The organism is Rhodobacteraceae bacterium D3-12 (assembly GCA_025916135.1).
Classification (GTDB): Bacteria; Pseudomonadota; Alphaproteobacteria; order Rhodobacterales; family Rhodobacteraceae; genus JAKGBX01.
In genome coordinates, this window is sequence record CP104793.1 from 1,927,349 (window position 1) to 1,950,017 (window position 22,669).

Consider the following 22,669-nt stretch of genomic DNA (forward strand, 5'->3'; position numbering starts at 1 on the left):
CGGATCTCTGCGCCGCCGCGTGGCCGCAGCGAGCCTTTCATACCATGCGTTGGTATGCCGCCCGGCGAGCCGAGGCACGGGCGGCACCAAGTCAGCTCTTGTATGCCGAAACCATCAGCATCATTGGCCGTTCTTTCTCTTCGGCCAGCTCCGGCATCGACGCGATCTGATCCGGCGTCGGTGCAAATTCCTCGATCCGGCGGAGCGCAAAACCCGCGTCGAGCAGGGTGTTGACCGTGGTCGCCAGCGTCCGGTGATGCTTTAGCACGCCCTCTGCAAACCAATCGGTGCGGCGTTCGCCCTCCATCGAATAGCCATTGACCGGCCAGGTCTTGCGACCGTCCTCGTCCTTGATCCATTGCGGATGGGTCGCGGCCATGAAGATCGGGTGCTCTATGATGAAGACCAGATCGCCGCCGGGCGTCAGGGCGCTGTGGATCGACCGCATCAACCGCCCGAAATCCTGCACGTAGTGGAAGGTCAGCGCACTATAGACCAGATCGAACGCGGCTTGCGGAAGGTCGAGTGTGTCGAGATCGGCAATGCGATAGTCGATGGCGGCATCGTCAGTGTCGCCGCGGGCACGGTCAATCATGTTCTGAGACAGATCAAGCCCCAGAACCGAAGCCGCGCCGTTCTCGCGGAACCAGCGGGATGCCCAACCGAAACCGCAGCCCAGATCGGCCACGCTCTTGCCAGTGACGTCTGGCAGCAACGCGCGGATTGCGGGCCATTCCGGCGCACCATCGAGCCCATGCACCTGCCGGGGAAGCTGGCTGTAGCCAGCGAAGAAATCGGGATCGTCGTAGATATTCTGTGCCATGTATGTCTCCAGAGAAAGAGGAGGACGAGGCGCGATTTGCACGCCAAAACGCCTCGTCCAAAAGGGCGAGGCCGAGGTTGTCAATCGGCGTGGTCAGGTCGCGTGATTGTCATCCCGGCATCCCGCCAAAGGGATACCGGCCGATCGGGCGACTATGTGGATGTCCTTCTCAACCATGCGGGCAGGATTGTCCGCGGCACGAAAAATGTCAATTTGACCGCCCTCGTGACAGGCAGGAACGTCCGCTCTGCCGACCTTCGCCCACCGAAAATGCCGTGCGATGGAGGAATGACCGGTCTGGTGAAGGCCAATGCATCTTCAAGTTCGACATCATGGTATCGAACGGTGCTGTCCATTTGCGTGAGGCCAAGATGAAAAGCGCCAGATCGCGATGATTCTCTGCGCGTTCGGGAGGCAGGCGGATGGCCCAAATATTCTTTGGCATCTCAGCTTTGCATGTTCATGAGCGCGTGCGGAGAAGGTCGAGTGAGAGCCCAAGGGGACCGATTCTGCCCAGATTTTGAGCGGTCGAGAGGGCTAGCGCGCGATTGTTTTCGGCCCATTTGGTAAGGCTGGAAGCGGGAAAAGGGCTGTTGTTTTCCGAGCATTCCGAGCGCCGGTTTCTGGTGCGGAATCATGCCTTTAACGAAACTGTCTGTCCCGCTGGACTGCTCTTTTCCAACACCGTCGGCAAGCACGCGGACTGTCTTGATCTGTAGCGGACGCCAAACCGGCGGCGGAGAAATTCGTTGACTTTATCAACGGTTATTCTCAAGCTTGCTGTCAGGAGGCGGACCATTGACTGATGAATTACAAATTCGACACCTGACCGACGCGATGAGCTTTCGTGTTTCGCGTTTTGCTTCAATCAATGAATATCTGGGATCAAAGCACTTTCGCCGCGAATTTGGTGTGAGCCTGTCGGAATGGCGGGTTCTGGGGCTGGTCGCAGAAGGCAACCCGGCGACGACGCGGGCGTTGCGCGACACGCTGCTGATGGATCGTGGTTTGCTGAGCAGAGTGGTGAAAGCGCTGCGCTCGCGCGGGCTTGTTCGAAGTCAGGTATGTGCCTCGGACAAACGTCAGGCCGAGCTGTTTTTGACTGACGAAGGGCGGGCATTACACCGCGCTTGCATCGCTTTTACTGACAATCGCAACAAGGCAATGGCCTCGGCTCTCACGGCCGAGGAACAGGCGGAGTTCAACCGCTTGCTCGATGTCCTGATCGCCTCAAATGCGGCTCTCATCAAAACCAAGGAATATGCCGATGATTGATGGAAATCAGACAAGACAGAATCCTTTCCAATTTGCGGGGCGCGCGCTTGCCGTCGTTTTCTCGCTGACCATCGTCATGGTCATCGCCTTCTTCGTTCTGAACGAAGCGAACGCCCGCTTTGGGGTTATGGCGGTCAGCATCGCGATTGTTGCTTTGACCTCTAACAAGGGGAAAACGGGCAAGTTCGGCTGGGCCATCGATCTTGGTTTGATGGCTGCGTTTCTTTATTCGGCGATCTGGTTTTTCCGCGTCAAGGAAGAGCTATACACCGGGTTTTACACCGCGACGCCGGACAATATTGTTGCGGGCCTCGCCGGCATGTTGGCGATTGTTGTGCTGTCGATCCGAGCATGGGGTCCGTCGCTTGCGATCATGGCGGCGGTCTTCATTGCTTTCGGTTTTGCGGGCCCCTATCTGCCGGGAATTCTAGAGCATTTCGGCATGGAACTCTCGGGGTTTCTTCAAATCGGCTGGTACTCGTTTGACGGTGTGTTTGGCCGTGTGACGGGGCTGGTGGCTGACAATGTTCTGATCTTTCTGATCTTTGGTGCCATTCTCGAGCGCACCGGTGCGGGTGACAGTCTCATCCATTTGAGCACCGCGCTTACGGCGCGTATTCGCGGCGGGGCGGCGCATGCGGCGATTGTTGCCTCGGCGATCTTTGGCATGATGAGCGGCAGCGTCGCCGCCAATATTGCGGGCACGGGCGTGTTCACCATTCCGATGATCAAGAGGCAGGGCTTTTCCGCCAACTTTGCGGGGGCCGTTGAAACGGCGGCTTCGTCCGGCGGACAGCTGACACCGCCGATCATGGCGGCGGCTGTTTTTGTCATGGCCGATCTTGTGGGCATGCCGTTTGTCATGGTCATGGCGGCGGCGGCATTGCCGGCGTTGTTCAAATACTTTGGCCTGTTCGCCCAAGTCTATACCGAGGCTGTGCGTCTCGATATCAAGAACCTGCCAGAAGACCAGATCCCCACAATCACTGCGCGCGACTGGTTGAATTCAGCGTTGGTTTTTGTGCCCATCGGCGCTCTGATGGTTGCGTTTATTGCTGGCAAAAGTCCTGCAATGGCGGGTCTTTACGGGCTGATCACCGCGATCATTATGGGGCTGATCCTTAACCCTGATTTCCGCCGCGAACCCAAACGCATCGTCTCGGCGCTTGCTGATGGTGGCGTGAGCGCGGCGCAGATTATGTTGGCGGTCGGCGTCATCGGGATCGTGCTGGCCGTGGTCAATGAAACCGGCGTTGCCATCCGCTTTGCAACCTCGATTGCGTCGGCGGGCGAAAGCAGCCTGATCCTTGCGTTGGTGCTGGCGATGTTTGGCGCGCTGATCCTTGGCATGGGTCTGCCGACGCTGCCGGCTTATCTGATCATCGCGATCATGATCGCACCGGCGATCATCAAAGCCGGTGTCGAGCCCATCGCGGCGCATATGTTCGTGCTCTACTTTGCGGTCTATTCCTCGATCGTGCCACCGATAGCCTATGGCTGTTATGTCGCCGCGCCGATTGCGGGGGGCAACCCGCTTAAGACATCGTTTGTTGCGCTGCGAATTTCGGTGATCGGCCTGCTGGTGCCTTATATGTTTGTCTTCTCGCCCTCGCTGCTTTTGGTCGCTGACGGCTTCAGCTGGGTTGAGCTGGGCTGCACGCTGCTGCGTCTGGTGGCTGCGGTCTGGATGCTGGCGACGGCCTTTGGCGGCGCCGATCCGCGACTGGGCAAGCTCGGCGGAGGGCAACGCCTGTTGCGGCTTGTCGTCGGGGCGGCTGCGATGATGCCGATGATGATGTTCTGGGGATATGCAGTGGTGGCGACGCTGGCTGTCGGGCTCCTTTCACCAAAACCGAAAACACTCACAGTTTAACTCAGGGAGAACTATAAAATGAGTAAATTACTTACCAAAACCAAAGGTCTGACCCTTGCTGCAATGCTGGCGCTCACGCTGCCAGCGGGTGCGGCGATGGCCGAGCTTTATAAAGTCACGTCAACCGCGCCGGGCATGTCGCCCTTTGTGGTTAACACAGCCATTGCGAAAGTCGTGAATGGTCATGTCGATGGCGTGGAATTCCAAATTCAGGCCACGGGTGCGGCGACCAAACACATGGTTGATGCCGGCAAGGGAAAGGTAGATTTCCTGTTTGGTTCATCCACCATCAACTGGTTGATGGCCGATAATCTGGGCCCGTTCAAGAAAATGAAGAATGCGCCTGAGCTGGAAAAGAATGTCGGGATGATTTTCTCCTACCAGATCGGCCCGTATCATTATGTGACGCGCGCGGATTCGGGCATTGAAAAGCTGGAAGACTTCAAAGGTCGCACCATCTTTGCAGGCCCTCCCGGTGGCGCTGCGAAACGTGTTGTGCTGCGCGCAATCAAAGAGATGGGCGGTGTGACCGCTGATGAAATGGATGTTCAAACCTATGGGTTTGATGCCGCAATTCAGGCGTTTCAGGATGACAAAATCGACGTCATCGTTTTGCCGACAAACGTCCCTAGCCCGGCGATCCAGCAGTTTGCGCTTACCAAGAAGATTCGCATCATTGACGCGAACACTGACAAGCTGACTGTGAACATCCCCTCGGGTGGCACGCTCAACGTCATTCCCGGCGACACATACGGCAGCAATCAGGTGGGTGGCGATGCGCGCACGCATGGGGCCGTGGTCAACTTTTCCGCTGGCATGCATGTCGACGAGGAAGTCGTTTATCAGGTCACCAAAGCGATCTGGGAAAACCTCGGCGAAATCCACGAAACAGCGATCTGGATGCCATCGACCATTCGCAAGGACTCTGCGCTTCAACTTATCGCTGGGCGTCTGCACCCCGGTGCCGAACGCTACTATCGCGAAATGGGTTGGACAATTCCCGAAGCAACGACCTTCGGCTCGCAAGACTGAGCCCAAAGCACGCAGACGTTTTTCGGGGGCATCACACGGGTGGCCCCCGAAAGCACTTTATGAACAGACCGGAAGGGCCGCGACATGCGAGCGAAAGCAGACACGATATTTGAAGGCGGCACCATCATGACGCTGGACCCGCGCAACCCGCAAGCGCAAGCGATGGCGGTTGCGGGGGGCATGTGTTGGCCTGCGGTGCGGCCCATGACATCGAGGCTTTTGCGGGGCCAGACACCAAGCGCGTGTCGCTTGCTGGTCGCTTTGTGATGCCCGGATTGATCGAGTCACACACCCATGCGCTTATGGGGGCTTGCCGTGATCTGTTTCAGATCTATGTCGGCTATACGGCCACAACCGGGCAGCTTGCTGATGCGGTGCGCCAGAAAGCCGCTGACACAGACAAGGGCGCATGGATCAGCGGCGGCCCGTGGCGCTATCAGATGCGTGACGATCTGGGGATGACACCGCGGGAATGGCTTGATGCGCTGGCGCCGGAGCACCCTGTCGCGCTGGTTGATACCAGCCTGCATGCGATTTGGTGCAACAGCCGTGCCTTGGAGATCGTAGGCTATGACGAGACCACGCCTGCTATTGCCGGCGGCGTTATCGAAAAGGGCCCTGACGGTAAGCTGACGGGTTTTCTGGCCGAAGCTGCCTGTGCCGCGATGCGCGAGAGCTATAAGGAAACGCCGCAACAGCTGCGCGAAGCCTGCGACTATGCGGTCACCTACCTCAACAGTCTCGGCTATACTGGTTTCAAGGAGCCAAGTGCGGATGAAGAGACGCTCGAAGCCTATGCGCGGGCCTGTGATGAGGGCCGCTGGAGCCTTCATGGCGCCGCCCATATCACGGCCTATTCCCCGCTGACGGTGGGGATGGTCGGGATTGACAAGATCAACACCCTGCGCGCGCGCTATGAGCGGTCTGACCTGAAGCTTTCTTACGCGAAACTGTTTCTGGATGGGGTTGCGCCGGCACATACGGCGTCTTTCAGTGATCCCTATCAACCGGCCGAGGGGTATGACCCGACACAACACGACCCTGACGAAACGCTGTTGATGTCTCCAGACGAGTTGAACGCCAAGGTGACAGAGCTTGATCGCCACGGCTATGTCGTCAAGATGCACGCGGTCGGTGACAACGCGATCCGCAAAGGGCTGGATGCAATCGAAGCCGCACGCCGCGCAAACGGCGCTTCGGGTTTGCGACATGAGATCGCCCATTCAGCGTTTGTAAGCGACGAAGACCTGCCACGGTTTGCATCGCTTGGCGCAGTTGCCGAAGTCTCGCCGAAACTATGGATGCCAAATGCTGCGACCCCGGCACAGCTGGCGGTTTTGAGCGCGGAGCAAATGCGCAAACTGCATCGCATTCGTGACCTGCTGGATGCCGGAGCTGAAGTTGTCTTTGCAACGGATTGGCCCGCGAGCGCGCCGGATGCAGACCCGTGGAGCGGGCTGGCTGGCATGCTGAACAGGCAAGACCCGACAGGTGCTTTCAGCGGGAGTATGAACGCCTCACAGGCTATCGGACTTGAGCAAGCGCTTGGGCTTTTCACTACAAATTCCGCACGCGCATTGGGGCTTGAAGGCGAAACCTCAGTTCTCGCACCCGGCGCTTGGGCAGACTTTATTGTGCTGTCTGATGACATCAGAGAGCTTTCGCCGGAGCAAATCGGCGCTATCCAAGTGCAGGAAACCATTTGGAAAGGGAATACCGTTTTCGCGGCCTAGCTTGCGGTTTGCATTACGGGCTGGTTGCGCCGGTTAGGCCGCTCCACATTCTGTATCGACGGAACAGAGATTACAGGCGGAAGCGTTGGAAACGGTCTTCTTGTGCATTTGGAGGCTGACCACTTCTGCCGTGGTCTCAGGCGCTCTGTCGCGACCGGTGGCGAGGGTTGCACGTCCGCCATTGCGCGCCGTTGTTACGTACGCCCGCTCTGGGGCGACCAGTCAGGGCCATTCAAGGGATTCACCCGCACGCGCAAAATGCCCCCGCTGCCTCATGCAGCGGGGGCGTCGGGCGGGGCATAGGTGAACACCGCCCGACGGGGAGAGACGGTATCCTGAAGCGTTTCGGGGTGAACTTGAGACATCAAGTTGGGTTCGAAACACCCACAACATCGCGGGGGGCCGCGTGTTTCGCCTCATCGTTGCAAGGGAACAATGAGGCGAAACGCTTTAGAAAAAGCCCAGCTTGTTGGGGTTGTAGCTCATCAGGATATTCTTGGTCTGCTGGTAGTGATCCAGCATCATCTTGTGGTTCTCGCGCCCGATGCCCGATTGCTTGTAGCCGCCAAAGGCCGCATGCGCCGGGTATGCGTGGTAGTTGTTGACCCAGACGCGTCCGGCTTCGATGGCGCGGCCAAAGCGGTAGCAGGTGTTGGCATCGCGCGACCAGACACCGGCGCCGAGGCCGTACATCGTGTCATTGGCGATGGCGAGCGCTTCGGCCTCGTCCTTGAAGGTGGTGACGGAGACAACCGGGCCGAAGATTTCCTCCTGAAAGACGCGCATCTTGTTGTGGCCTTTGAGGATGGTCGGCTGGATATAGTTCCCGCCGGCCAATTCGCCGTTGAAATGTGCAGCGTCACCGCCGACGAGCACTTCGGCCCCCTCTTCGCGCCCGATGGTGAGATAGCTGAGGATTTTCTCTTGCTGCTCTTGGCTGGCCTGTGCGCCGACCATGGTTTCGGGGTCGCGCGGATCGCCGTGCTTGATGGCTTTTACGCGTTCGATGCAGCGGGCGATGAATTCGTCATAGATGTCTTCCTGTACCAATGCGCGACTGGGACAGGTGCAGACTTCGCCTTGGTTAAAGGCAAAGAGCACGAAGCCTTCGACCGCCTTGTCGAGAAAGGCGTCATCCTTGGCCATCACATCGGAGAAGAAGATGTTGGGCGATTTGCCGCCCAGTTCGAGCGTCACCGGGATCAGGTTTTCAGTTGCCGCCTGCATGATCTTGCGGCCCGTTTCGGTGGAGCCGGTGAAGGCGATTTTGGCGATCCGGTTGGACGTGGCCAGCGCTGCGCCGACCTCTCCGCCATAGCCGTTGACGATGTTGAGCACGCCCGCGGGGAGCAAATCGTTAATCAGTTCGGCCAGAACCATGATCGCAGCGGGGGTTTGCTCGGCCGGTTTCATGACGATGCAATTGCCCGCCGCAAGCGCCGGAGCCAGCTTCCACGCCGCCATGAGGATCGAGAAGTTCCACGGGATGATCTGTCCGACGACGCCAAGCGGTTCTTGGAAGTGATAGGCCACGGTGTCGGCGTCGATTTCCGACATGTTGCCTTCTTGCGCGCGCAGAACACCGGCGAAATAGCGGAAGTGATCGGCGGCGAGCGGGATGTCGGCGGCCATGGTTTCGCGGATCGGCTTGCCGTTGTCCCATGTTTCGGCCTGTGCCAGCAGTTCGAGGTTTTCCTCGATCCGGTCGGCGATTTTCAGCACGATGTTGGAGCGTTCGGCGGCGGGTGTTTTGCCCCACGCCTCTTCGGCGGCGTGCGCGGCGTCGAGCGCGAGTTCAACATCGGCGGCGTCCGAGCGGGGCACTTCGTTGATCATCGCGCCGGTGATGGGGGTGACGTTTTCAAAATAGCGCCCGTTCACGGGGGGCACGAATGCGCCACCGATATAGTTGTCATAGCGCAGCTTGAACGGCGACGTATAGGTGCCGGCCTCGGTTTGAGTCATGTCGTTCATAGGGGTTCCTCCAATAAGCACCGGCCCCTCCACCCGGATTGAGCAGAGGGTGACGCAGGGGCATGCGCCTGTCACCGGGGGCGCAATCGGTGGTTGGGGGAATGTGTCTCAGGAGTGAGACAGGTTGGCTCAGCTTTCGTCGAGCCCGAGGCGTTTCATGCGCCGGTAGAGCGTGGCGCGGCCAATGCCGAGACCACGGGCGGCGGCGGAGACATTGCCGTTGGCGCGGGCAAGCGCGCGCACAACGGCGGCGCGTTCGGCCTTTTCAAAGCCGGTCGGCCCCTCGCCCCGGCCAAGGATGTCGGCGGCGGGGCGGGCCTTGAGCGTGCCGGTGCGGTCCATGCCAAAAACGCGGCGCGCCTCGCGGGTGGCGCCGATCACCAGATCGTCGCTGTCGATAGCCAGAAGGGTTGCGGCCTCGGCGTCGTCGCTTTCGGCGACAACGATGCGGGCCGAGGTGAAGGCGGCGCGAAAGTTCGCCTCCTCAATCGCGCGGGCGGTCTGGGCGACCTGGGCCGAGATCAGGCGGTTGAAGCCTTCGGTCTGATCGGCGCGGGCCGAGGAAACATCGAGCGCGGCCATGATGCGCCCGTCGGGGCCATAGATTGGCGCGTCGATACAGCTCATCGCGGTGTTGCGGGCGTAGAAATGTTCGTCCTGATGGATGATGAGGCTGCGCTCTTCAGCGAGGCTGGTGCCGATGCCATTGGTGCCTTCGCGCTCTTCGCTCCAATCGGCGCCGATGGTCAGGCCCCAATCGGCAAAGACCGGCGCATCGGCGTCCGAGATACGCTGATCCAGCACGACGCCTTCCTTGTCGGTGAGGAACACGGCGCAGCCCGATTGCCCGACCAGCGAAAACAGCGTGTCGAGGCGGGGCGCGGCGACGGTCATGAACTTCTCGATCGCGGCGCGGCGGTGATGCAGCGCACTTTGCTCGATAAGCTCAGGGGCGCGGTGTTCATCCGGGTCAAGCCCGTGTTTCATGGCCGAGCGATGCCAGCTTGCCGCGATGCGAGACCGCGCCGCCGCCGAAGGGCTTTGCGCGGTTTCAAGCACCTTGTCGGCATGGGTCGGCTTGCGGGGCATGGGGGCGTTGTCCGGTGGTTGGCTTGTGCTTTCCTACAAAACACCCACCTCAAACGCAAGATTATTGCGCGAAATCAGCCGAGCGCCTCTTGCAGATCTATGGTGCCGCGCTTGCCCAGATCGGATTTATGGGCGTCGAGAAACCGTTCCGCAGCCGCCTGCCCGGCCTTTTTCAAGCGGGCGAGCACCAAAGGATTGGGCATCAGCTTGGTGCTGACCGAGAGGTCATTCATCAAGTCATCGTCGGCGATCATATGGACTTTGACGTCTTTCAACACGCCTTTGGGCACCGCGCCTTTGGACAGCAACCGTTGGGCAAAGCGGATCGCGCGCAATTCGCGCAGGAGCGAGGAATTGAAGCTGATCTCGTTGATGCGGTTCTGGATCTGTTGCGGCGTTTTCGGGATGTCGTCGCGGTAGAGCGGATTGATGTTGATCACCACGATGTCATCCGGCAAATCCGCCTCGAACAGTGGAAACAGCGCTGGATTGCCGGAGTAACCGCCATCCCAGTAATGCTCGCCCGCGATTTCGACCGCCTGAAACAGGGTCGGCAGGCAGGCGGAGGCGAGCAGCGCGTCGGTGCTGATTTCGGCTTGTTCAAAGATGCGGATTTTGCCGCTTTTGACGTTTGTTGAGCCAACAAACAACGCCGGGCCGGAGGCGGCACAGACCTTGTCATAGTGAAACGCCTCGACCACTGGGCGCAGCGGGTTTTGGTAAAATGGACCAAAGGCATAGGGCGTGGTGAGCCGCGCGGCGGCGTCAAAAATCGCCATCGGCCAAGGCGCCTCCATCACCGCATCGAAATGCGCGGTCATGCCTTGGAACCAGTCCGCGAGCTCGGGATTGGAGAGCGCGCCCATCTGGCTCCAGAGCCAGTCGAGATTGTCGCGCGCGCCCTGAGCGCCCCCCGACAGCCAGCCGGATTTCAGCGCCGCACCGTTAAGCGCCCCGGCAGAGGTGCCGGATATGCCAGAGATTTCGATGTCCGGCTCTTGCAGCAGACGGTCAAGCACCCCCCAAGTGAACGCGCCATGGGCACCGCCGCCTTGCAGCGCGAGGTTGATACGAATCATGCAGTGCTCCTTTGGTCGGTTTGGGAGGCGGAACGCCTAGAGCGCGGTCCAGCCGCCATCGACGCTTATGGTGGTGCCGGTGATCTGATCCGCTGCTGGCGAGCAGAGGAACACAGTTGTCCCGCCGATTTGTTCGGTGGTGGCGAATTCGCGGCTTGGCTGGCGCTCAAGCATGACGTTTTTAACCACGTCTTCGCGGCTCATGTTGTATTCCTTCATGGTGTCGGGGATCTGGGCCTCGACCAGAGGGGTGAGCACATAGCCGGGGCAAATGGCGTTGCAGGTGATCGGCTCTTGCGCGGTTTCCAGCGCGGTGGTTTTGGACAGGCCCACCACCCCGTGTTTGGCCGCGATATAGGCCGATTTGAACGGCGAAGCGGTAAGGCCGTGGGCCGAAGCGATGTTGACCACCCTGCCCCATCCGGCGCGGCGCATCATCGGCAGCGCGGCGGCGGTGGTGTGAAAGGCCGATGACATGTTGATCGCGATGATCGCGTCCCATTTTTCGGTCGGGAATTCATCAATCGGCGCAACGTATTGGATGCCCGCATTGTTGACGAGGATATCGCAAGTGCCGGCCTGTTCGATCAGGGCGCGGCAGTCTTCGGCCTTTGACATGTCGGCCTTGATATAGCGGGCGGTGACATTGAAGTCTTTGGCGATCTCTTCGGCGAGCGCATGGTCTTCGTCGCGATCGGTGAAGGAGTTCAGCACCACATTGGCCCCGGCGCGGGCCAGCTCGCGTGCGACCCCAAGGCCGATGCCGGAGTTCGAGCCAGTGATGACGGCGGTCTTGTCCTTGAGAATCATGATGGCATCCTTTTGCTGCGTTTGCAGCATAGTAGGAGGCGTGGCGCGGAAGGTCACGGGGGAAGTCACATGGCCGTATTAGAGGCCGCAGGCCGCCGCACCATAGATAGCCTTGGGGGTTTGCCGCTGGCCCGGTTATCACCACCGTGCTACAGCCCAAAAAAACGCCGGCACGAAGCCGGCGTTAAGTTATTGAGGCAGGTTTCATACAGGCAAGAAACCTATCGAGCAGTGACCCCTTTATAAGCATTCCTTACGCGTCTTCCAAGCTAAAAGTTTGATAACACGTGAATCCCTCGTTAGCTTTGGAGGTAACAAAACATGGGCAGAGCAGGATTGTTGCCGAAATGAAACCAGAGTTTTTCCGCGTGAGACGGGCCCGATTGGCGTTTTTTGGCCTCTGTGCGGCGTTGAATTTCGCCGCCTCTTCGGGGGTGGCCGAGCCGCGTCACGGGCTATCTATGTATGGCGCACCGGCCCTGCCACCTGATTTTGTGTCCCTACCCTATGCCAATCCTGAGGCGCCCAAGGGCGGGAAGGTTGTGACCGGCAACACCGGCGGGTTTGATTCGCTCAATCCCTTCATCCTGAAAGGCACCGCGCCGTGGCAGTTTCGCTTCCTCGGATATGAGAGCCTGATGGACCGAAATTATGACGAGCCTTTCGCGCTTTACGGGCTTTTGGCCGAATCGGTTGAGGTTGCTGCAGATCGGAAATGGGTGGAATTCACCCTGCGCGAGGAGGCGCGATTCTCGGATGGGTCGCCCGTCACATTAGAGGATGTAATGTGGTCTTATGAGATTTTGGGCACGCAGGGTCATCCGCGATACCTCGGATTTTGGCAAAAAGTCGAAAAGATGGAAGCGACCGGGCCGCGCAGTTTTCGACTGACGTTCAACACCGACGACCGGGAATTGGCGCTGATTGCGGGCATGCGCCCGATTTTGAAAAAGGCCCAGTGGGAGGGCAAGGATTTCACCGCGTCGGGCTTGGAAGCGCCGATTGGCACCGGGCCTTATGTGGTGGCTGGTTATGAGCCGGGCCGCTATCTGGCGCTAAAGCGGAACCCTGAGTATTGGGGGCGCGATATGCCGCTGATGCGGGGGCGGGCCAATGTTGATGAGATCAGGATCGAGTTTTACGGCGATGGCGCGGTTCTGTTTGAGGCGTTCAAGAGCGGCGAGTTGAATGTGTTCCGCGAAAGCAACGCCGAGAAATGGGCACGCGATTACGGGTTTCCCGCGGTCGAGGCCGGGGATGTGGTGAAATCGGAAATTCCCGATGGCAAGCCGTCGGGCATGACCGGTTTCGTGATGAACACCCGGCGCGCGCCGTTTGATGATTGGCGCGTGCGCGAGGCGATGCTGCTGGCGTTCAACTTTGAATATATGAACGACACAATCACCGGCGGGCGGCAAAAGCGGATCACCTCGTATTTCTCGGGGACTGAACTGGGGATGCGTGCGGGGCCGGCCGAGGGGCGGGTAAAGGCATTGCTGGCGCCGTTTGCCGACGGGTTGCTGCCCGGAACGCTCGACGGGTATGCCCTGCCCGTTTCGGACGGCACGCAGCGCAATCGCAAGAACCTGCGCCGGGCGTTACGGTTGTTAAAGGAGGCGGGCTACACCACCGACGACGGCATGATGGTGGCGCCGGACGGCACGCCGTTGGCGTTCTCGGTGTTGTTGCGCCAAGGGGCCAAGGAGAGCCGCGCCTTTATCAGTATCTTTACCAAGGCGCTGGCGCGGATCGGGGTCAAGGCGCAGGTCGATGTGGTCGATAACGCGCAGTATTTCAAACGGCTCGAGAGCTATGACTTTGACATGACCGATTTCCGGCGCGGGTTTTCGCTGTCGCCGGGCAATGAGCAGCGGCTTTACTGGGGCTCTTACGGGGTGGACACGCCGGGGACGCGGAATTTGATGGGCATGGCCTCGCCCGCGGCTGAGGCGATGATTGATCATATGCTGGCAACCGATGATCCGTCAGAGTTTCAAGCGGCGGTGCGTGCGCTTGACCGGATTTTGACGGCGGGGCGCTATGTTATTCCGACCTATGCGTTCGGGGTTGGGCGGATTGCCCATGCCAAGGCGTTGAAATATCCCGCGCATGTGCCGGTTTATGGCGATGGGCCGTGGTTCTTTCCCGATGTTTGGTGGTGGCAAGAGTGAAGGTTTTGTTCGGTGGCAGGGATGGTGATGCGCCGGCCCGCTTGGTGGTAAGAGTGACGTGACCCCTGGCAAGGTTGCCGCGCCTTCGTGCGACAAAAAACGTGGTTTAATCCGACGCAAAACCAAGCCACAAAGCCGTCAGGCGGCTCCAGCGAAAGCAGCCGTTAATCGCCAGTAATGCGCCCGGCGCGTGAAGACAGGAAAAGACGATGGGAACTTTTGAACGCTTTTTGACCCTCTGGGTTGGGGGTTGCATTCTTGCCGGGGTTGCCCTTGGCAATCTGGTGCCGGGGCTTTTTGCGCAGATCGCGACGCTTGAGGTGGCGCATGTCAACCTTGTGGTGGCGGTTCTCATCTGGGTGATGATTTTCCCGATGATGGTTCAGGTTGATTTTGCGGCGATCAAGGATGTGGGCAAATCGCCAAAGGGCCTTGTCCTGACGCTGGTGGTGAACTGGTTGATCAAACCTTTCACCATGGCGGCACTTGGGTGGTTGTTCTTCCGGGTGATTTTTGCCGGGTTTGTCGACCCGGAAACAGCCGGAGAATACATTGCCGGGATGATCCTGCTCGGCGTGGCGCCCTGCACGGCGATGGTGTTTGTCTGGAGCCAGCTGACCAAGGGCGACCCCAATTACACGCTGGTTCAGGTGTCGGTGAATGACATCGTGATGATCTTTGCCTTTGCCCCGATTGCCGCGTTCTTGTTGGGCATTTCGGATGTGACGGTACCGTGGGAGACGCTGTTCCTGTCGGTCGTTCTCTATGTGGTGTTGCCCTTGGTCGCCGGGGTTTTGACGCGCCGGGCGCTTGAACGAAAGGGCGAGGCTCAAGTGAGCCGCTTTCTAGCGCAGACCAAGCCGTGGTCGGTGATCGGGCTTTTGGCAACGGTGGTGATCCTGTTCGGGTTTCAGGCCGAAACCATTCTGGCCAAACCGCTGGCGATTGTGATGATTGCCATACCGCTGATCCTGCAAAGCTATGGGATTTTTGCGCTGGCCTATGGTTTTGCGCTCAAGCTGAAGCTGCCACATAACATCGCCGCACCGGCCTGTATGATTGGAACGTCCAATTTCTTCGAACTGGCGGTGGCGGTGGCGATTTCGCTGTTTGGACTGCATTCGGGGGCGGCATTGGCCACGGTTGTTGGCGTGCTGGTCGAAGTGCCGGTGATGCTGTCGCTGGTCGCTTTTGCCAACCGAACCCAGCATTGGTTTAAACCAGCGAACGCGCGCTAAGACAGGTTAAGGCCGTGGCCACAACGCTCAAACGGTGGGCCATCGTTCACCCCCGCCCCTTCATCTGACTGAAAATATCCCGGGGGGTTGGGGGGCTGGCCCCCCATTTGCAACAGTGGTTTGGGGGGCTGGCCCCTCATCTATAACGGCGGTTTAGGGGGCTTCCCGCGCCATTTATCCTCGCGATTAACGACCAAAGGTCCAAGCCCTGCTCAGGTGAGCGAGGTAACCCACAGCACCATAGCGTCGTCATCGCTGACCGAGATCAGGTTGTGCCCCATAGAGGCATCGTAATAGGCGCTATCGCCGCGGCGCATTTCGATCGGTTCATAGAACTCGGTATAAAGCGCAACAATCCCGGTCAGCACATAGAGGAACTCTTCCCCGTCGTGACGCACCCAGCCGTCGAATTCTTCCATCGAGCGGGCGCGGATGCGGGCGCGGTAGGGCAGCATTTGCTTTTGCGTCAGCGTCTCGGCCAGCAGCTCATGCTCGTACGTGGTGGTGGGATGCGCGGTGCCCTCGCCCATCCGCGTAACGCTCATCCGGCCATTGACGCGGTTGTTCTCTGGCGGGGTGAACAACTGTGGCACCGAAATTTCGAGCCCGAGAGCGAGCTTTTTCACCGCGTCATACGTCGGCGACATCTGACCGTTTTCGATTTTGGACAGGGTGGAGCGGGCCAGACCGGCGGATTTGGCCGCCTGTTCCAGAGTGAAACCGCGCGATTTGCGCAGATCACGCACCCGTTCACCAAGGTTGAGCGGATCGGGGCTGCTTCGTGTGCCGTTTTCGCGCGCGATGGTGACGATCGAAGTGTGGTTGGTCGGAGTATGGCTGGAGCCTGTCATGGGCTTGCTTCTAAGCGGCGTTTGGATGGCTTGCAATAGGGCGAGCTCGGGCGTAGCAAAGCGCCATGATTTCAGTATTCGATGAAGGGCCATGGCCGCCCTGCCCCGCTTCGTTCAATTTTGCCGCTCATGTATTGGGGCGCGCGTCGTCGTTGCCGGACAAGACCGCCTTGGCGGTGTTGGGACCGGTCGAGGCCGAACGGTGGTCGTTTGCCGAGCTGGAAGCCGCCGTGCGCGGCACCGGCACGGGATTGCTAAACGCCGGGTTGCGGCCCGGTGATCTGGTGCTGATGCGCTTGGGCAATACGGTGGAGTTTCCAATTGCCTATCTTGGGGCGATCGCGGCCGGCTTGGTGCCGGTGCCAACGTCAACGCAGCTGACCGCGCGGGAAGTGGCGGGGATGATCAAAACGCTTGAGCCTGCGGCGATCCTCAGGGCGGCGGAGGTGTCATGCCCCGACGTTGATATTCCGGTGATCGGTGAGGATGCTTTGGCCGGGATGCGCGCCTTGCCGCCTTGTGCTTGGGATATGGGCGACCCGGAGCGGCTGGCCTATGTGATCTTCACCTCGGGGACGAGCGGCAAGTCGCGTGCCGTAATGCATGCGCATCGCGCGATTTGGGCGCGTGGGATGATGCATGAGGGCTGGTATGGCCTGAAAGAAAGTGACCGCTTGTTGCATGCGGGGGCGTTCAACTGGACCTATACGCTGGGCACCGGCTTGATGGACCCGTGGAGCGTGGGCGCGACCGCGTTGATCCCGGAGCCGGGCACCGCGCCGGAGCAATTGCCGCTTTTGCTCAAGCGCCACGATGCGACGTTGTTTGCCGCCGCGCCGGGGGTGTATCGCAAGATGCTGAGCGGGCAAGAGGCGTTGGACCTGCCCAAGCTGCGCCACGGGTTGAGCGCCGGTGAGAAGCTGTCCGAGAGCATTCGCGCCGCATGGACCAAGGCCACCGGCAAGGAGCTGTGCGAGGCCTTTGGCATGTCGGAGTGTTCGACATTTATCTCGGCGTCACCGGGGCGTCCGGTGCGGGCGGGAATGCTGGGGCGGCCTCAGCAGGGTCGCCGGGTGGCGATTGTTGATGACGCGGGCACCCCTGTTCCCATGGGCGAGGATGGCACGATTGCGGTGTCGAACCGCGATCCGGGCTTGATGCTGGGCTATCTTGGGGCCGAGGCGGAAACGCGTGAGAAATTTCGCGGCGAGTGGTTTTTGACCGGCGATCATGGCGGCATGAGCGACGATTTTCAGATTGAGTATCACGCCCGTGTCGATGACATGATGAACGCTGGCGGCTTTCGCGTCTCGCCCTTGGAGGTTGAAGCCGCGATGACCGGCTTTCCGGGTTTGACCGAGATCGGCGTGACCGATGTTGAGGTCAAGGCAGACGCGAAGGTGATTGCGGCGTTTTACACCGCCGAGACCGCGTTGGATGAGCACGCGCTCAAGGCCTGGGCAGAGGAGCGTTTGGCGCGATACAAGCAGCCGCGTTTATTTGTGCATCTGCCCGCCCTGCCCCGCAATGCCAACGGAAAATTGCAGCGTCAGGCGCTCAAGCCGCTGTTGCCGGGATAAGGCGCGCAGGACTATCTGCTTTCCTTGGCCGCGCGCCTGCCGTATGACCCCCGAACCAATGAAAGGGGACCAGATGGTCAAGCTCGACATTATTTCCGACCCGATTTGCCCGTGGTGTTTTATCGGCAAGACGCTTTTGGACAGGGCGTTGGAAAAGCGCCCAGAGCATCCGTTTGTGATCGAATGGCACCCGTTTCAATTGAACCCCGAGATGCCCGCCGAGGGCATGGACCGGCGCGCTTATCTAGAAGCGAAGTTCGGCGGGGCGGAGGGCGCGATGCGCGCTTATAGCCCGATCATGGAAAAGGCCAAGGAAATCGGCCTTGATATCGAGTTTGACAAGATCGCGCGCACGCCCAACACGATGGATGCGCATCGTTTGATCCATTGGGCCGGGATCGAGGGGCGGCAGGCGTTTGTTGTCGCATCGCTCTTCAAGGCGTATTTTCAGGAAGGCCGCGACATTGGCGATAACGACACGTTGGGCGATATTGCCGATAGTGCCGATCTGGACGCGGCGGTGATCCTCAAACTGTTGCAATCAGATGCCGATCTTGAGGCCATTCGCGAACGCGACGCGCATTCGCGCGCGATGGGTGTGAACTCGGTTCCGACCTTTATCGTGGGCAGCCAGCACGCGGTTCCGGGGGCGCAGGCAAGCGAGCTTTGGCTGAAAGTGATCGACGAATTGGGCGAAGCGGAACAAGAGGCTTAGGGGCAAGACCTGTAAGCGGGCCGCGGTCGCGACGGCCGGTTTGAGGGACGTTACTGCCCTTCGCTGCGCCGTGCATGAAGGTCCGGTCCAGCAGGAAAGGGTTCCTTGAGGTGCCACCTCACGGAACCATTTGGCTGCTATTCGCCAGTCTCAAGATGAGGTGCTAGTTCCGAGATGGGGAAGTTGTAAGCTCGCTGATCTTCCTCTTCACTGCGGGCGCCAGCGCGAACATAGGCGTGGAATGCCCTGCGGATAGCTGCCTTGTCTGCCGCACCGAAGGTGATCCCCTCGATATTATCGATCTCATAGGCAACGTGAAAAGTTTCCCTATCCTGCTCGAAATCCGGAAAATCACTTGCATTCCGGCGGTAGAGTTGTCCTCTAGCGATTGGCCCGCGAGCAGGCCAGTCGTAATCGACCAGATACGCCGTTGCAGCATCAGTGGTCATGCTTTGCCAGTCCCAATATGCGCTAAATTTTTCGCCGTATTCGCGGCGCGCAGTCTCTTCAGCTCGGTCGAGAACGTCCAATTCATCAGGATCCGTTACGGTGTCATACGCCACCATCCTGACATTGAGGGCATCGAGCTCCGCCGGTGCCGTCTGCAGGACGTCGACCAGGCTACGGCCACCTTGCCTGGCATTGATTGCGGCATTCGCCTCTTGGCGCCGTGCCCAAGCCGTCGCAGCAGCTTCTAGATCCGCCTCATTGATTTCAGTGGCAGCATCCCAAAACGCTGTGAACATCTCCACGATCTCGGGGCGGGCACTACTGTATACAACATTTGCCTCTCGCCACGAGGCGGAGGCTCCCTCTATGCCGAGGCCATTCGCCGACATGTTGGAAGACCCCACGAACGACATGTCGCCGACTATCCCGATCTTTGCATGTAAGTCGTTCAACTGGCGAACGTCTGCACCGATCCTGCGTAGCGCACGAATTTCATTTGGGTTCGTGCCACCACTCATAAGATTGCAGACGATCCGCACCCCTTTGCCGTCTTGAAGGCCGAGGTTTCCTAAGGCGTCCCTACCCCAGAAAGCCACGGCAAGGTCAGCACGCTGTTTTCGAAGATATTCGGCGCGAAGCCCTTCAATAAGTTGGGTTCCATTGACAAAATTAGGCATGTGAAATCCTTTTCGAAATTTAGCAGACATTCGTAACATTCGCAGCATCTGTCAAATTGGGCTCAAAGCCTACATTCGACACATTCGCATCAAGGCTCGTTTTTCTAGTCTGTTCATCAGCGCATAGCTGCTGTTCGCAAAATTTCGGACGCGTGATCTGGCCCTTTTGAATAAGGGCTGATATGGCGGGTGCACCCCTGCGACATTTTTGCAAAGGGGTTATTATGAGGTCACCCATGAAGAACCAGTTGTCGCGGACAGAGTTTGTCGCGCTGATGGCAATGCTGTTTGCCACGATTGCCTTTTCGATTGATGCCATGCTGCCCGCCCTGCCCGAGATCGGCAAGGAGTTGAGCCCTGACAACCTGAACCGGGCGCAGCTTATCCTGACGTCTTTTGTGGTGGGCATGGGGATTGGCACCTTTGTGACCGGGCCGCTATCGGACACGTTCGGGCGCAAGCCGATCATCATTCTGGGCGCGGCGATGTATATTCTCGGGGCTTTGCTGGCGTGGAAGGCTCCGACGCTGGAGCTGGTGTTGGTGGCGCGGGTCATTCAGGGGCTTGGCGCGGCGGGGCCACGGATTGTTGGCATCGCGATTATCCGCGACCTTTACGAAGGGCGCGAGATGGCGCGGCTTATGTCGTTTGTCATGCTGGTGTTTTCGATCATTCCGGCGCTGGCACCGAGCCTTGGCGCGGTGATCATCAACTATACAGGCTGGCGCGGGATTTTCCCGGCGTTCATCCTGTTTTCGCTGCTTGGCGTGATCTGGCTTGGGCTGCGTCAGCCAGAGACATTGCCGGTGGCACAGCGCCGCCCCTTTAAGATTGCGCCCATGCTGGCGGCGATCCGCGAGATGTTTGCCAACCACATGGTGCTGATTTCGATTGCGGTGCAGACGTTCATCTTTGCCTCGCTGTTTGCGATGTTGTCGAGCGTTCAGCAAATTTTCGACGTCACCTTCGGGCGCGGAGAGAGCTTTCCTTTGTGGTTCATGGGGATTGCCCTTGTCGCGGCCACGGCCAGCATTGTGAACGCCGCCTTGGTGGTGCGGATCGGGATGCGCAAAATGGTGACCTATGCGCTTGCGGCGCAGGTTCTGATCAGCGGCAGTGTGATCATTCTTGAACTCATCGCGCCGAATGACACCCTGCGTTTTGCGGTGTTTGTGGTCTGGCAGACCAGCATGTTTTTCATGATGGGGCTGACGCTGGGCAATCTAAACGCGATGGCGATGGAGCCTTTGGGCCATATCGCGGGGATGGTGGCGTCAATGATGGCCGGGATTGCCACCGTTGCGGCGATGGTGTTTGCCGTGCCGATCGGTTTGGCGTTTGACGGGACGGTCTTGCCCTTGGCCTATGGGATTGTCACGATGGTGATCCTAGGGCTGGGGCTTATGGTCTGGCTGGCGCGGATCGAAAAGCGCGAATTGGTGTGATGGAAGCGGTGGGATGATGCCCACCCAATGACGCGGGAGAGACCTGAGATGCACTATGTTTACCTTGCGCTGGCCGTGGCTGCGGAAACCATTGGCACCTCGGCTTTGCAGGCGAGCCAGCAGTTTACGCGCCTTTGGCCATCGGTTTTGGTTATCGTCGCCTATGCGATCAGCTTTTACCTTTTGGCGATGACGTTAAAGGTGATGCCGGTGGGCGTAGTTTATGCGCTGTGGTCGGGTCTTGGGATCGTGTTTATCGCGATCATTGGCTATCTGGTGTTTGGCCAAAAGCTTGATCTGGCGGCGGTTATGGGGCTTGGGATGATCATTGGCGGGATCGTGGTGATCCAGCTGTTTTCAAGCTCGGTCACGCATTGAGCGGCCGCCGTTTGACGCCAGTTTCAAGACTCTAATTTCAAGACGCCCGTATCAAGACGCCAGTTGGTTCTTGCGCACATAGCGTAGGGTTTCCAGCACCACTGCTGACATCATCCCGATCATGAGAAGGCCATTGGCCGCCGTTATGCCCGACAGGATGCGCCACTCTGGCGACAAGATGATGTCGCCAAAGCCCAGTGTCGTGAAGCTGACCAGCGAGAAATAGAGCGCCGCTTCGAGCGTCACGAACACCTCTAGCCAATAAAAGGCAAAGGCCCAGAGCCAGACGCTGACCGTGATCATGCCAAGCGCCGCGATGACCGACACCAGCAAGACCAGCATCAATTTGGGCCGGTGCGGCGGGCGGATAAGCCAAGCATATTCGCGCGCCAGCGCCAATTCGAGACCAAGGAAAATCGCCGCGGACAACAGTGTCGAAAGGATCACCAGCCCGGAGCCAATTGCGATCTGGTTGAACAGGCTCCAGGTCATAGCGATGTCCTTTGTTGTGACGGGTCGATTAGCCCATCTCGTTCAGGCGCTTGATCAGCGAGGAGGTGTCCCAGCGAGCGCCGCCCAGTTTTTGCACGTCTTTGTAAAACTGATCGACCAGCGCTGTGACCGGCAGCGATGCGCCGTTTTCATCGGCTGTCGCGAGGCAGATCCCGAGGTCCTTGCGCATCCAGTCAACGGCGAACCCGTGGTCGAACTTGTCATCGAGCATGGTTTCGTGACGGTTGACCATCTGCCAGCTTCCGGCGGCGCCGCCTGCGATCACCTCGACCACGGCTTTGCCATCAAGGCCGGCTTTCTGGGCAAAGTGAAGCCCTTCGGAGAGACCCTGAACCAGACCGGCGATGCAGATCTGGTTGACCATTTTGGTCAGTTGGCCCGAGCCGCTCTCGCCCAAGCGTTTGATGGATTTGCCGTATGCGGCCATCACCGGCTCGGCGGTGTCATAGGCCGCAGCCTCGCCGCCGCACATGATCGACAGGGCCCCGTTTTCGGCCCCCGCCTGCCCGCCCGACACCGGCGCATCGACAAAGGAAATGCCCTTGGCCGCGGCATCGTCAAACAGCTCGCGCGTGACAGCCGCCGACACCGTGGTGTGATCGACAAAGATTGTCTTCGGCTCCATTCCGGCAAACGCGCCATCGGGCCCGGTGCAGACGCTGCGCAAATCGTCGTCATTGCCAACGCACGCCATGACGAACTCCGCGCCAAGGGCGGCTTCACGCGGGGTCGACTCAAATCGCCCGCCATGCTCTTTCGCCCAAGCTTCGGCCTTGGAAGTTGTACGATTATAGACGCAGACATCATGCCCTTTGGCGGCGAGATGCCCCGCCATTGGATAGCCCATCACGCCCAGACCCAGAAAAGCAACCTTGCTCATGTCTTTCCCCTTGCATTCGTTCGCTTTAAGGTTTGTCTGGCGCGGAGGCGAATGGCAAGAGCCAAGGGCGGAATTCGAAGGGA

Annotated in this window: 19 protein-coding genes; 10 read left to right on the top strand and 9 right to left on the bottom strand. The window is 59.3% G+C overall.

Features of this window, described 5'->3' with window-relative positions:
* Positions 1-91 precede the first annotated feature (91 nt).
* Entirely contained in the window at positions 92-823 is a 732-nt protein-coding gene (locus N4R57_09530; protein ID UYV39216.1) for a class I SAM-dependent methyltransferase, read from the bottom strand.
* A gap of 798 nt (positions 824-1,621) precedes the next feature.
* Here N4R57_09530 and N4R57_09535 point away from each other — a divergent pair.
* The 4 genes from N4R57_09535 (at position 1,622) to N4R57_09550 (ending at position 6,736) form a co-directional block, all read left to right on the top strand.
* Positions 1,622-2,098: a MarR family transcriptional regulator gene (locus tag N4R57_09535; GenBank protein ID UYV39217.1), complete on the top strand. Its 477-nt coding sequence runs from the start codon at positions 1,622-1,624 to the stop codon at positions 2,096-2,098.
* On the top strand, positions 2,091-3,971 hold the full coding sequence (locus N4R57_09540) for a TRAP transporter fused permease subunit (GenBank protein UYV39218.1): 1,881 nt from the start codon (positions 2,091-2,093) through the stop codon (positions 3,969-3,971). The genes N4R57_09535 and N4R57_09540 overlap by 8 nt, the downstream gene beginning before the upstream one ends.
* An 18-nt stretch (positions 3,972-3,989) precedes the next feature.
* Positions 3,990-5,003, top strand: coding sequence for a TAXI family TRAP transporter solute-binding subunit (locus N4R57_09545; protein UYV39219.1), 1,014 nt, complete (start codon positions 3,990-3,992; stop codon positions 5,001-5,003).
* A gap of 185 nt (positions 5,004-5,188) precedes the next feature.
* Entirely contained in the window at positions 5,189-6,736 is a 1,548-nt protein-coding gene (locus tag N4R57_09550; GenBank protein UYV39220.1) for an amidohydrolase, read from the top strand.
* A 450-nt stretch (positions 6,737-7,186) separates the two neighbouring features.
* Here the strand turns inward: N4R57_09550 and N4R57_09555 are convergent, their stop codons facing one another.
* The 4 genes from N4R57_09555 to N4R57_09570 all read right to left on the bottom strand — a co-directional run bounded on the left by N4R57_09555 (position 7,187) and on the right by N4R57_09570 (position 11,688).
* On the bottom strand, positions 7,187-8,710 hold the full coding sequence (locus tag N4R57_09555; GenBank protein UYV39221.1) for an aldehyde dehydrogenase: 1,524 nt from the start codon (positions 8,708-8,710) through the stop codon (positions 7,187-7,189).
* 129 nt (positions 8,711-8,839) lie between these two features.
* Positions 8,840-9,799: a GAF domain-containing protein gene (locus N4R57_09560; protein ID UYV39222.1), complete on the bottom strand. Its 960-nt coding sequence runs from the start codon at positions 9,797-9,799 to the stop codon at positions 8,840-8,842.
* 74 nt (positions 9,800-9,873) lie between these two features.
* A complete protein-coding gene (locus N4R57_09565; GenBank protein ID UYV39223.1) occupies positions 9,874-10,878 on the bottom strand; it encodes a patatin-like phospholipase family protein in 1,005 nt (334 codons plus the stop codon).
* Between the two features lie 36 nt (positions 10,879-10,914).
* Complete coding sequence (locus N4R57_09570; GenBank protein UYV39224.1) at positions 10,915-11,688, bottom strand: 3-hydroxybutyrate dehydrogenase; 774 nt, start codon at positions 11,686-11,688, stop codon at positions 10,915-10,917.
* Positions 11,689-12,035: 347 nt separating this feature from the next.
* Here N4R57_09570 and N4R57_09575 point away from each other — a divergent pair, with 347 nt between their 5' ends.
* Positions 12,036-13,859, top strand: a complete 1,824-nt coding sequence (locus N4R57_09575) for an extracellular solute-binding protein (protein ID UYV39225.1) — start codon at positions 12,036-12,038, stop codon at positions 13,857-13,859.
* A 209-nt stretch (positions 13,860-14,068) separates the two neighbouring features.
* Positions 14,069-15,097, top strand: a complete 1,029-nt coding sequence (gene arsB, locus N4R57_09580) for an ACR3 family arsenite efflux transporter (GenBank protein UYV39226.1) — start codon at positions 14,069-14,071, stop codon at positions 15,095-15,097.
* 212 nt (positions 15,098-15,309) lie between these two features.
* Here the strand turns inward: arsB and N4R57_09585 are convergent, their stop codons facing one another.
* Positions 15,310-15,948 carry an XRE family transcriptional regulator gene (locus N4R57_09585; GenBank protein ID UYV39227.1) on the bottom strand — a complete coding sequence of 213 codons (639 nt, stop codon included), beginning with the start codon at positions 15,946-15,948 and terminating at the stop codon, positions 15,310-15,312.
* 65 nt (positions 15,949-16,013) lie between these two features.
* Here N4R57_09585 and N4R57_09590 point away from each other — a divergent pair, with 65 nt between their 5' ends.
* A complete protein-coding gene (locus N4R57_09590; protein ID UYV39228.1) occupies positions 16,014-17,528 on the top strand; it encodes an acyl--CoA ligase in 1,515 nt (504 codons plus the stop codon).
* A gap of 73 nt (positions 17,529-17,601) precedes the next feature.
* Positions 17,602-18,243, top strand: a complete 642-nt coding sequence (locus tag N4R57_09595; GenBank protein ID UYV39229.1) for a DsbA family oxidoreductase — start codon at positions 17,602-17,604, stop codon at positions 18,241-18,243.
* 137 nt (positions 18,244-18,380) lie between these two features.
* On the opposite strand, the gene N4R57_09600 is transcribed toward N4R57_09595, so the two are convergent.
* Positions 18,381-19,370, bottom strand: coding sequence for a phospholipase D family protein (locus tag N4R57_09600; GenBank protein ID UYV39230.1), 990 nt, complete (start codon positions 19,368-19,370; stop codon positions 18,381-18,383).
* A gap of 224 nt (positions 19,371-19,594) precedes the next feature.
* Between N4R57_09600 and N4R57_09605 the strand changes: the two genes are divergently transcribed.
* Both N4R57_09605 and N4R57_09610 read left to right on the top strand, forming a co-directional pair.
* Positions 19,595-20,815 carry a multidrug effflux MFS transporter gene (locus tag N4R57_09605; protein UYV39231.1) on the top strand — a complete coding sequence of 407 codons (1,221 nt, stop codon included), beginning with the start codon at positions 19,595-19,597 and terminating at the stop codon, positions 20,813-20,815.
* 48 nt (positions 20,816-20,863) lie between these two features.
* Positions 20,864-21,193, top strand: coding sequence for an SMR family transporter (locus N4R57_09610; protein ID UYV39232.1), 330 nt, complete (start codon positions 20,864-20,866; stop codon positions 21,191-21,193).
* Positions 21,194-21,244: 51 nt separating this feature from the next.
* Here N4R57_09610 and N4R57_09615 read toward each other — a convergent pair whose 3' ends face one another.
* Both N4R57_09615 and N4R57_09620 read right to left on the bottom strand, forming a co-directional pair.
* Positions 21,245-21,685 (bottom strand): potassium channel family protein, encoded by a 441-nt coding sequence (locus tag N4R57_09615; GenBank protein UYV39233.1) that lies wholly within the window; start codon positions 21,683-21,685, stop codon positions 21,245-21,247.
* A 28-nt stretch (positions 21,686-21,713) separates the two neighbouring features.
* Positions 21,714-22,586: an NAD(P)-dependent oxidoreductase gene (locus N4R57_09620; GenBank protein ID UYV39234.1), complete on the bottom strand. Its 873-nt coding sequence runs from the start codon at positions 22,584-22,586 to the stop codon at positions 21,714-21,716.
* Positions 22,587-22,669: the final 83 nt, after the last annotated feature.

Bases quoted from the DNA above. Each gene is read 5' to 3' on its own strand.
- N4R57_09555 (UYV39221.1), bottom strand. From the start codon at position 8,710: ATGAACGACATGACTCAAACCGAGGCCGGCACCTATACGTCGCCGTTC.
- N4R57_09595 (UYV39229.1), top strand. From the start codon at position 17,602: ATGGTCAAGCTCGACATTATTTCCGACCCGATTTGCCCGTGGTGTTTT.
- N4R57_09565 (UYV39223.1), bottom strand. From the start codon at position 10,878: ATGATTCGTATCAACCTCGCGCTGCAAGGCGGCGGTGCCCATGGCGCG.
- N4R57_09605 (UYV39231.1), top strand. From the start codon at position 19,595: ATGAGGTCACCCATGAAGAACCAGTTGTCGCGGACAGAGTTTGTCGCG.
- N4R57_09570 (UYV39224.1), bottom strand. From the start codon at position 11,688: ATGATTCTCAAGGACAAGACCGCCGTCATCACTGGCTCGAACTCCGGC.
- N4R57_09560 (UYV39222.1), bottom strand. From the start codon at position 9,799: ATGCCCCGCAAGCCGACCCATGCCGACAAGGTGCTTGAAACCGCGCAA.
- N4R57_09540 (UYV39218.1), top strand. From the start codon at position 2,091: ATGATTGATGGAAATCAGACAAGACAGAATCCTTTCCAATTTGCGGGG.
- N4R57_09530 (UYV39216.1), bottom strand. From the start codon at position 823: ATGGCACAGAATATCTACGACGATCCCGATTTCTTCGCTGGCTACAGC.
- N4R57_09615 (UYV39233.1), bottom strand. From the start codon at position 21,685: ATGACCTGGAGCCTGTTCAACCAGATCGCAATTGGCTCCGGGCTGGTG.
- N4R57_09590 (UYV39228.1), top strand. From the start codon at position 16,014: ATGATTTCAGTATTCGATGAAGGGCCATGGCCGCCCTGCCCCGCTTCG.
- arsB (UYV39226.1), top strand. From the start codon at position 14,069: ATGGGAACTTTTGAACGCTTTTTGACCCTCTGGGTTGGGGGTTGCATT.
- N4R57_09600 (UYV39230.1), bottom strand. From the start codon at position 19,370: ATGCCTAATTTTGTCAATGGAACCCAACTTATTGAAGGGCTTCGCGCC.
- N4R57_09575 (UYV39225.1), top strand. From the start codon at position 12,036: ATGAAACCAGAGTTTTTCCGCGTGAGACGGGCCCGATTGGCGTTTTTT.
- N4R57_09620 (UYV39234.1), bottom strand. From the start codon at position 22,586: ATGAGCAAGGTTGCTTTTCTGGGTCTGGGCGTGATGGGCTATCCAATG.
- N4R57_09545 (UYV39219.1), top strand. From the start codon at position 3,990: ATGAGTAAATTACTTACCAAAACCAAAGGTCTGACCCTTGCTGCAATG.
- N4R57_09610 (UYV39232.1), top strand. From the start codon at position 20,864: ATGCACTATGTTTACCTTGCGCTGGCCGTGGCTGCGGAAACCATTGGC.
- N4R57_09585 (UYV39227.1), bottom strand. From the start codon at position 15,948: ATGACAGGCTCCAGCCATACTCCGACCAACCACACTTCGATCGTCACC.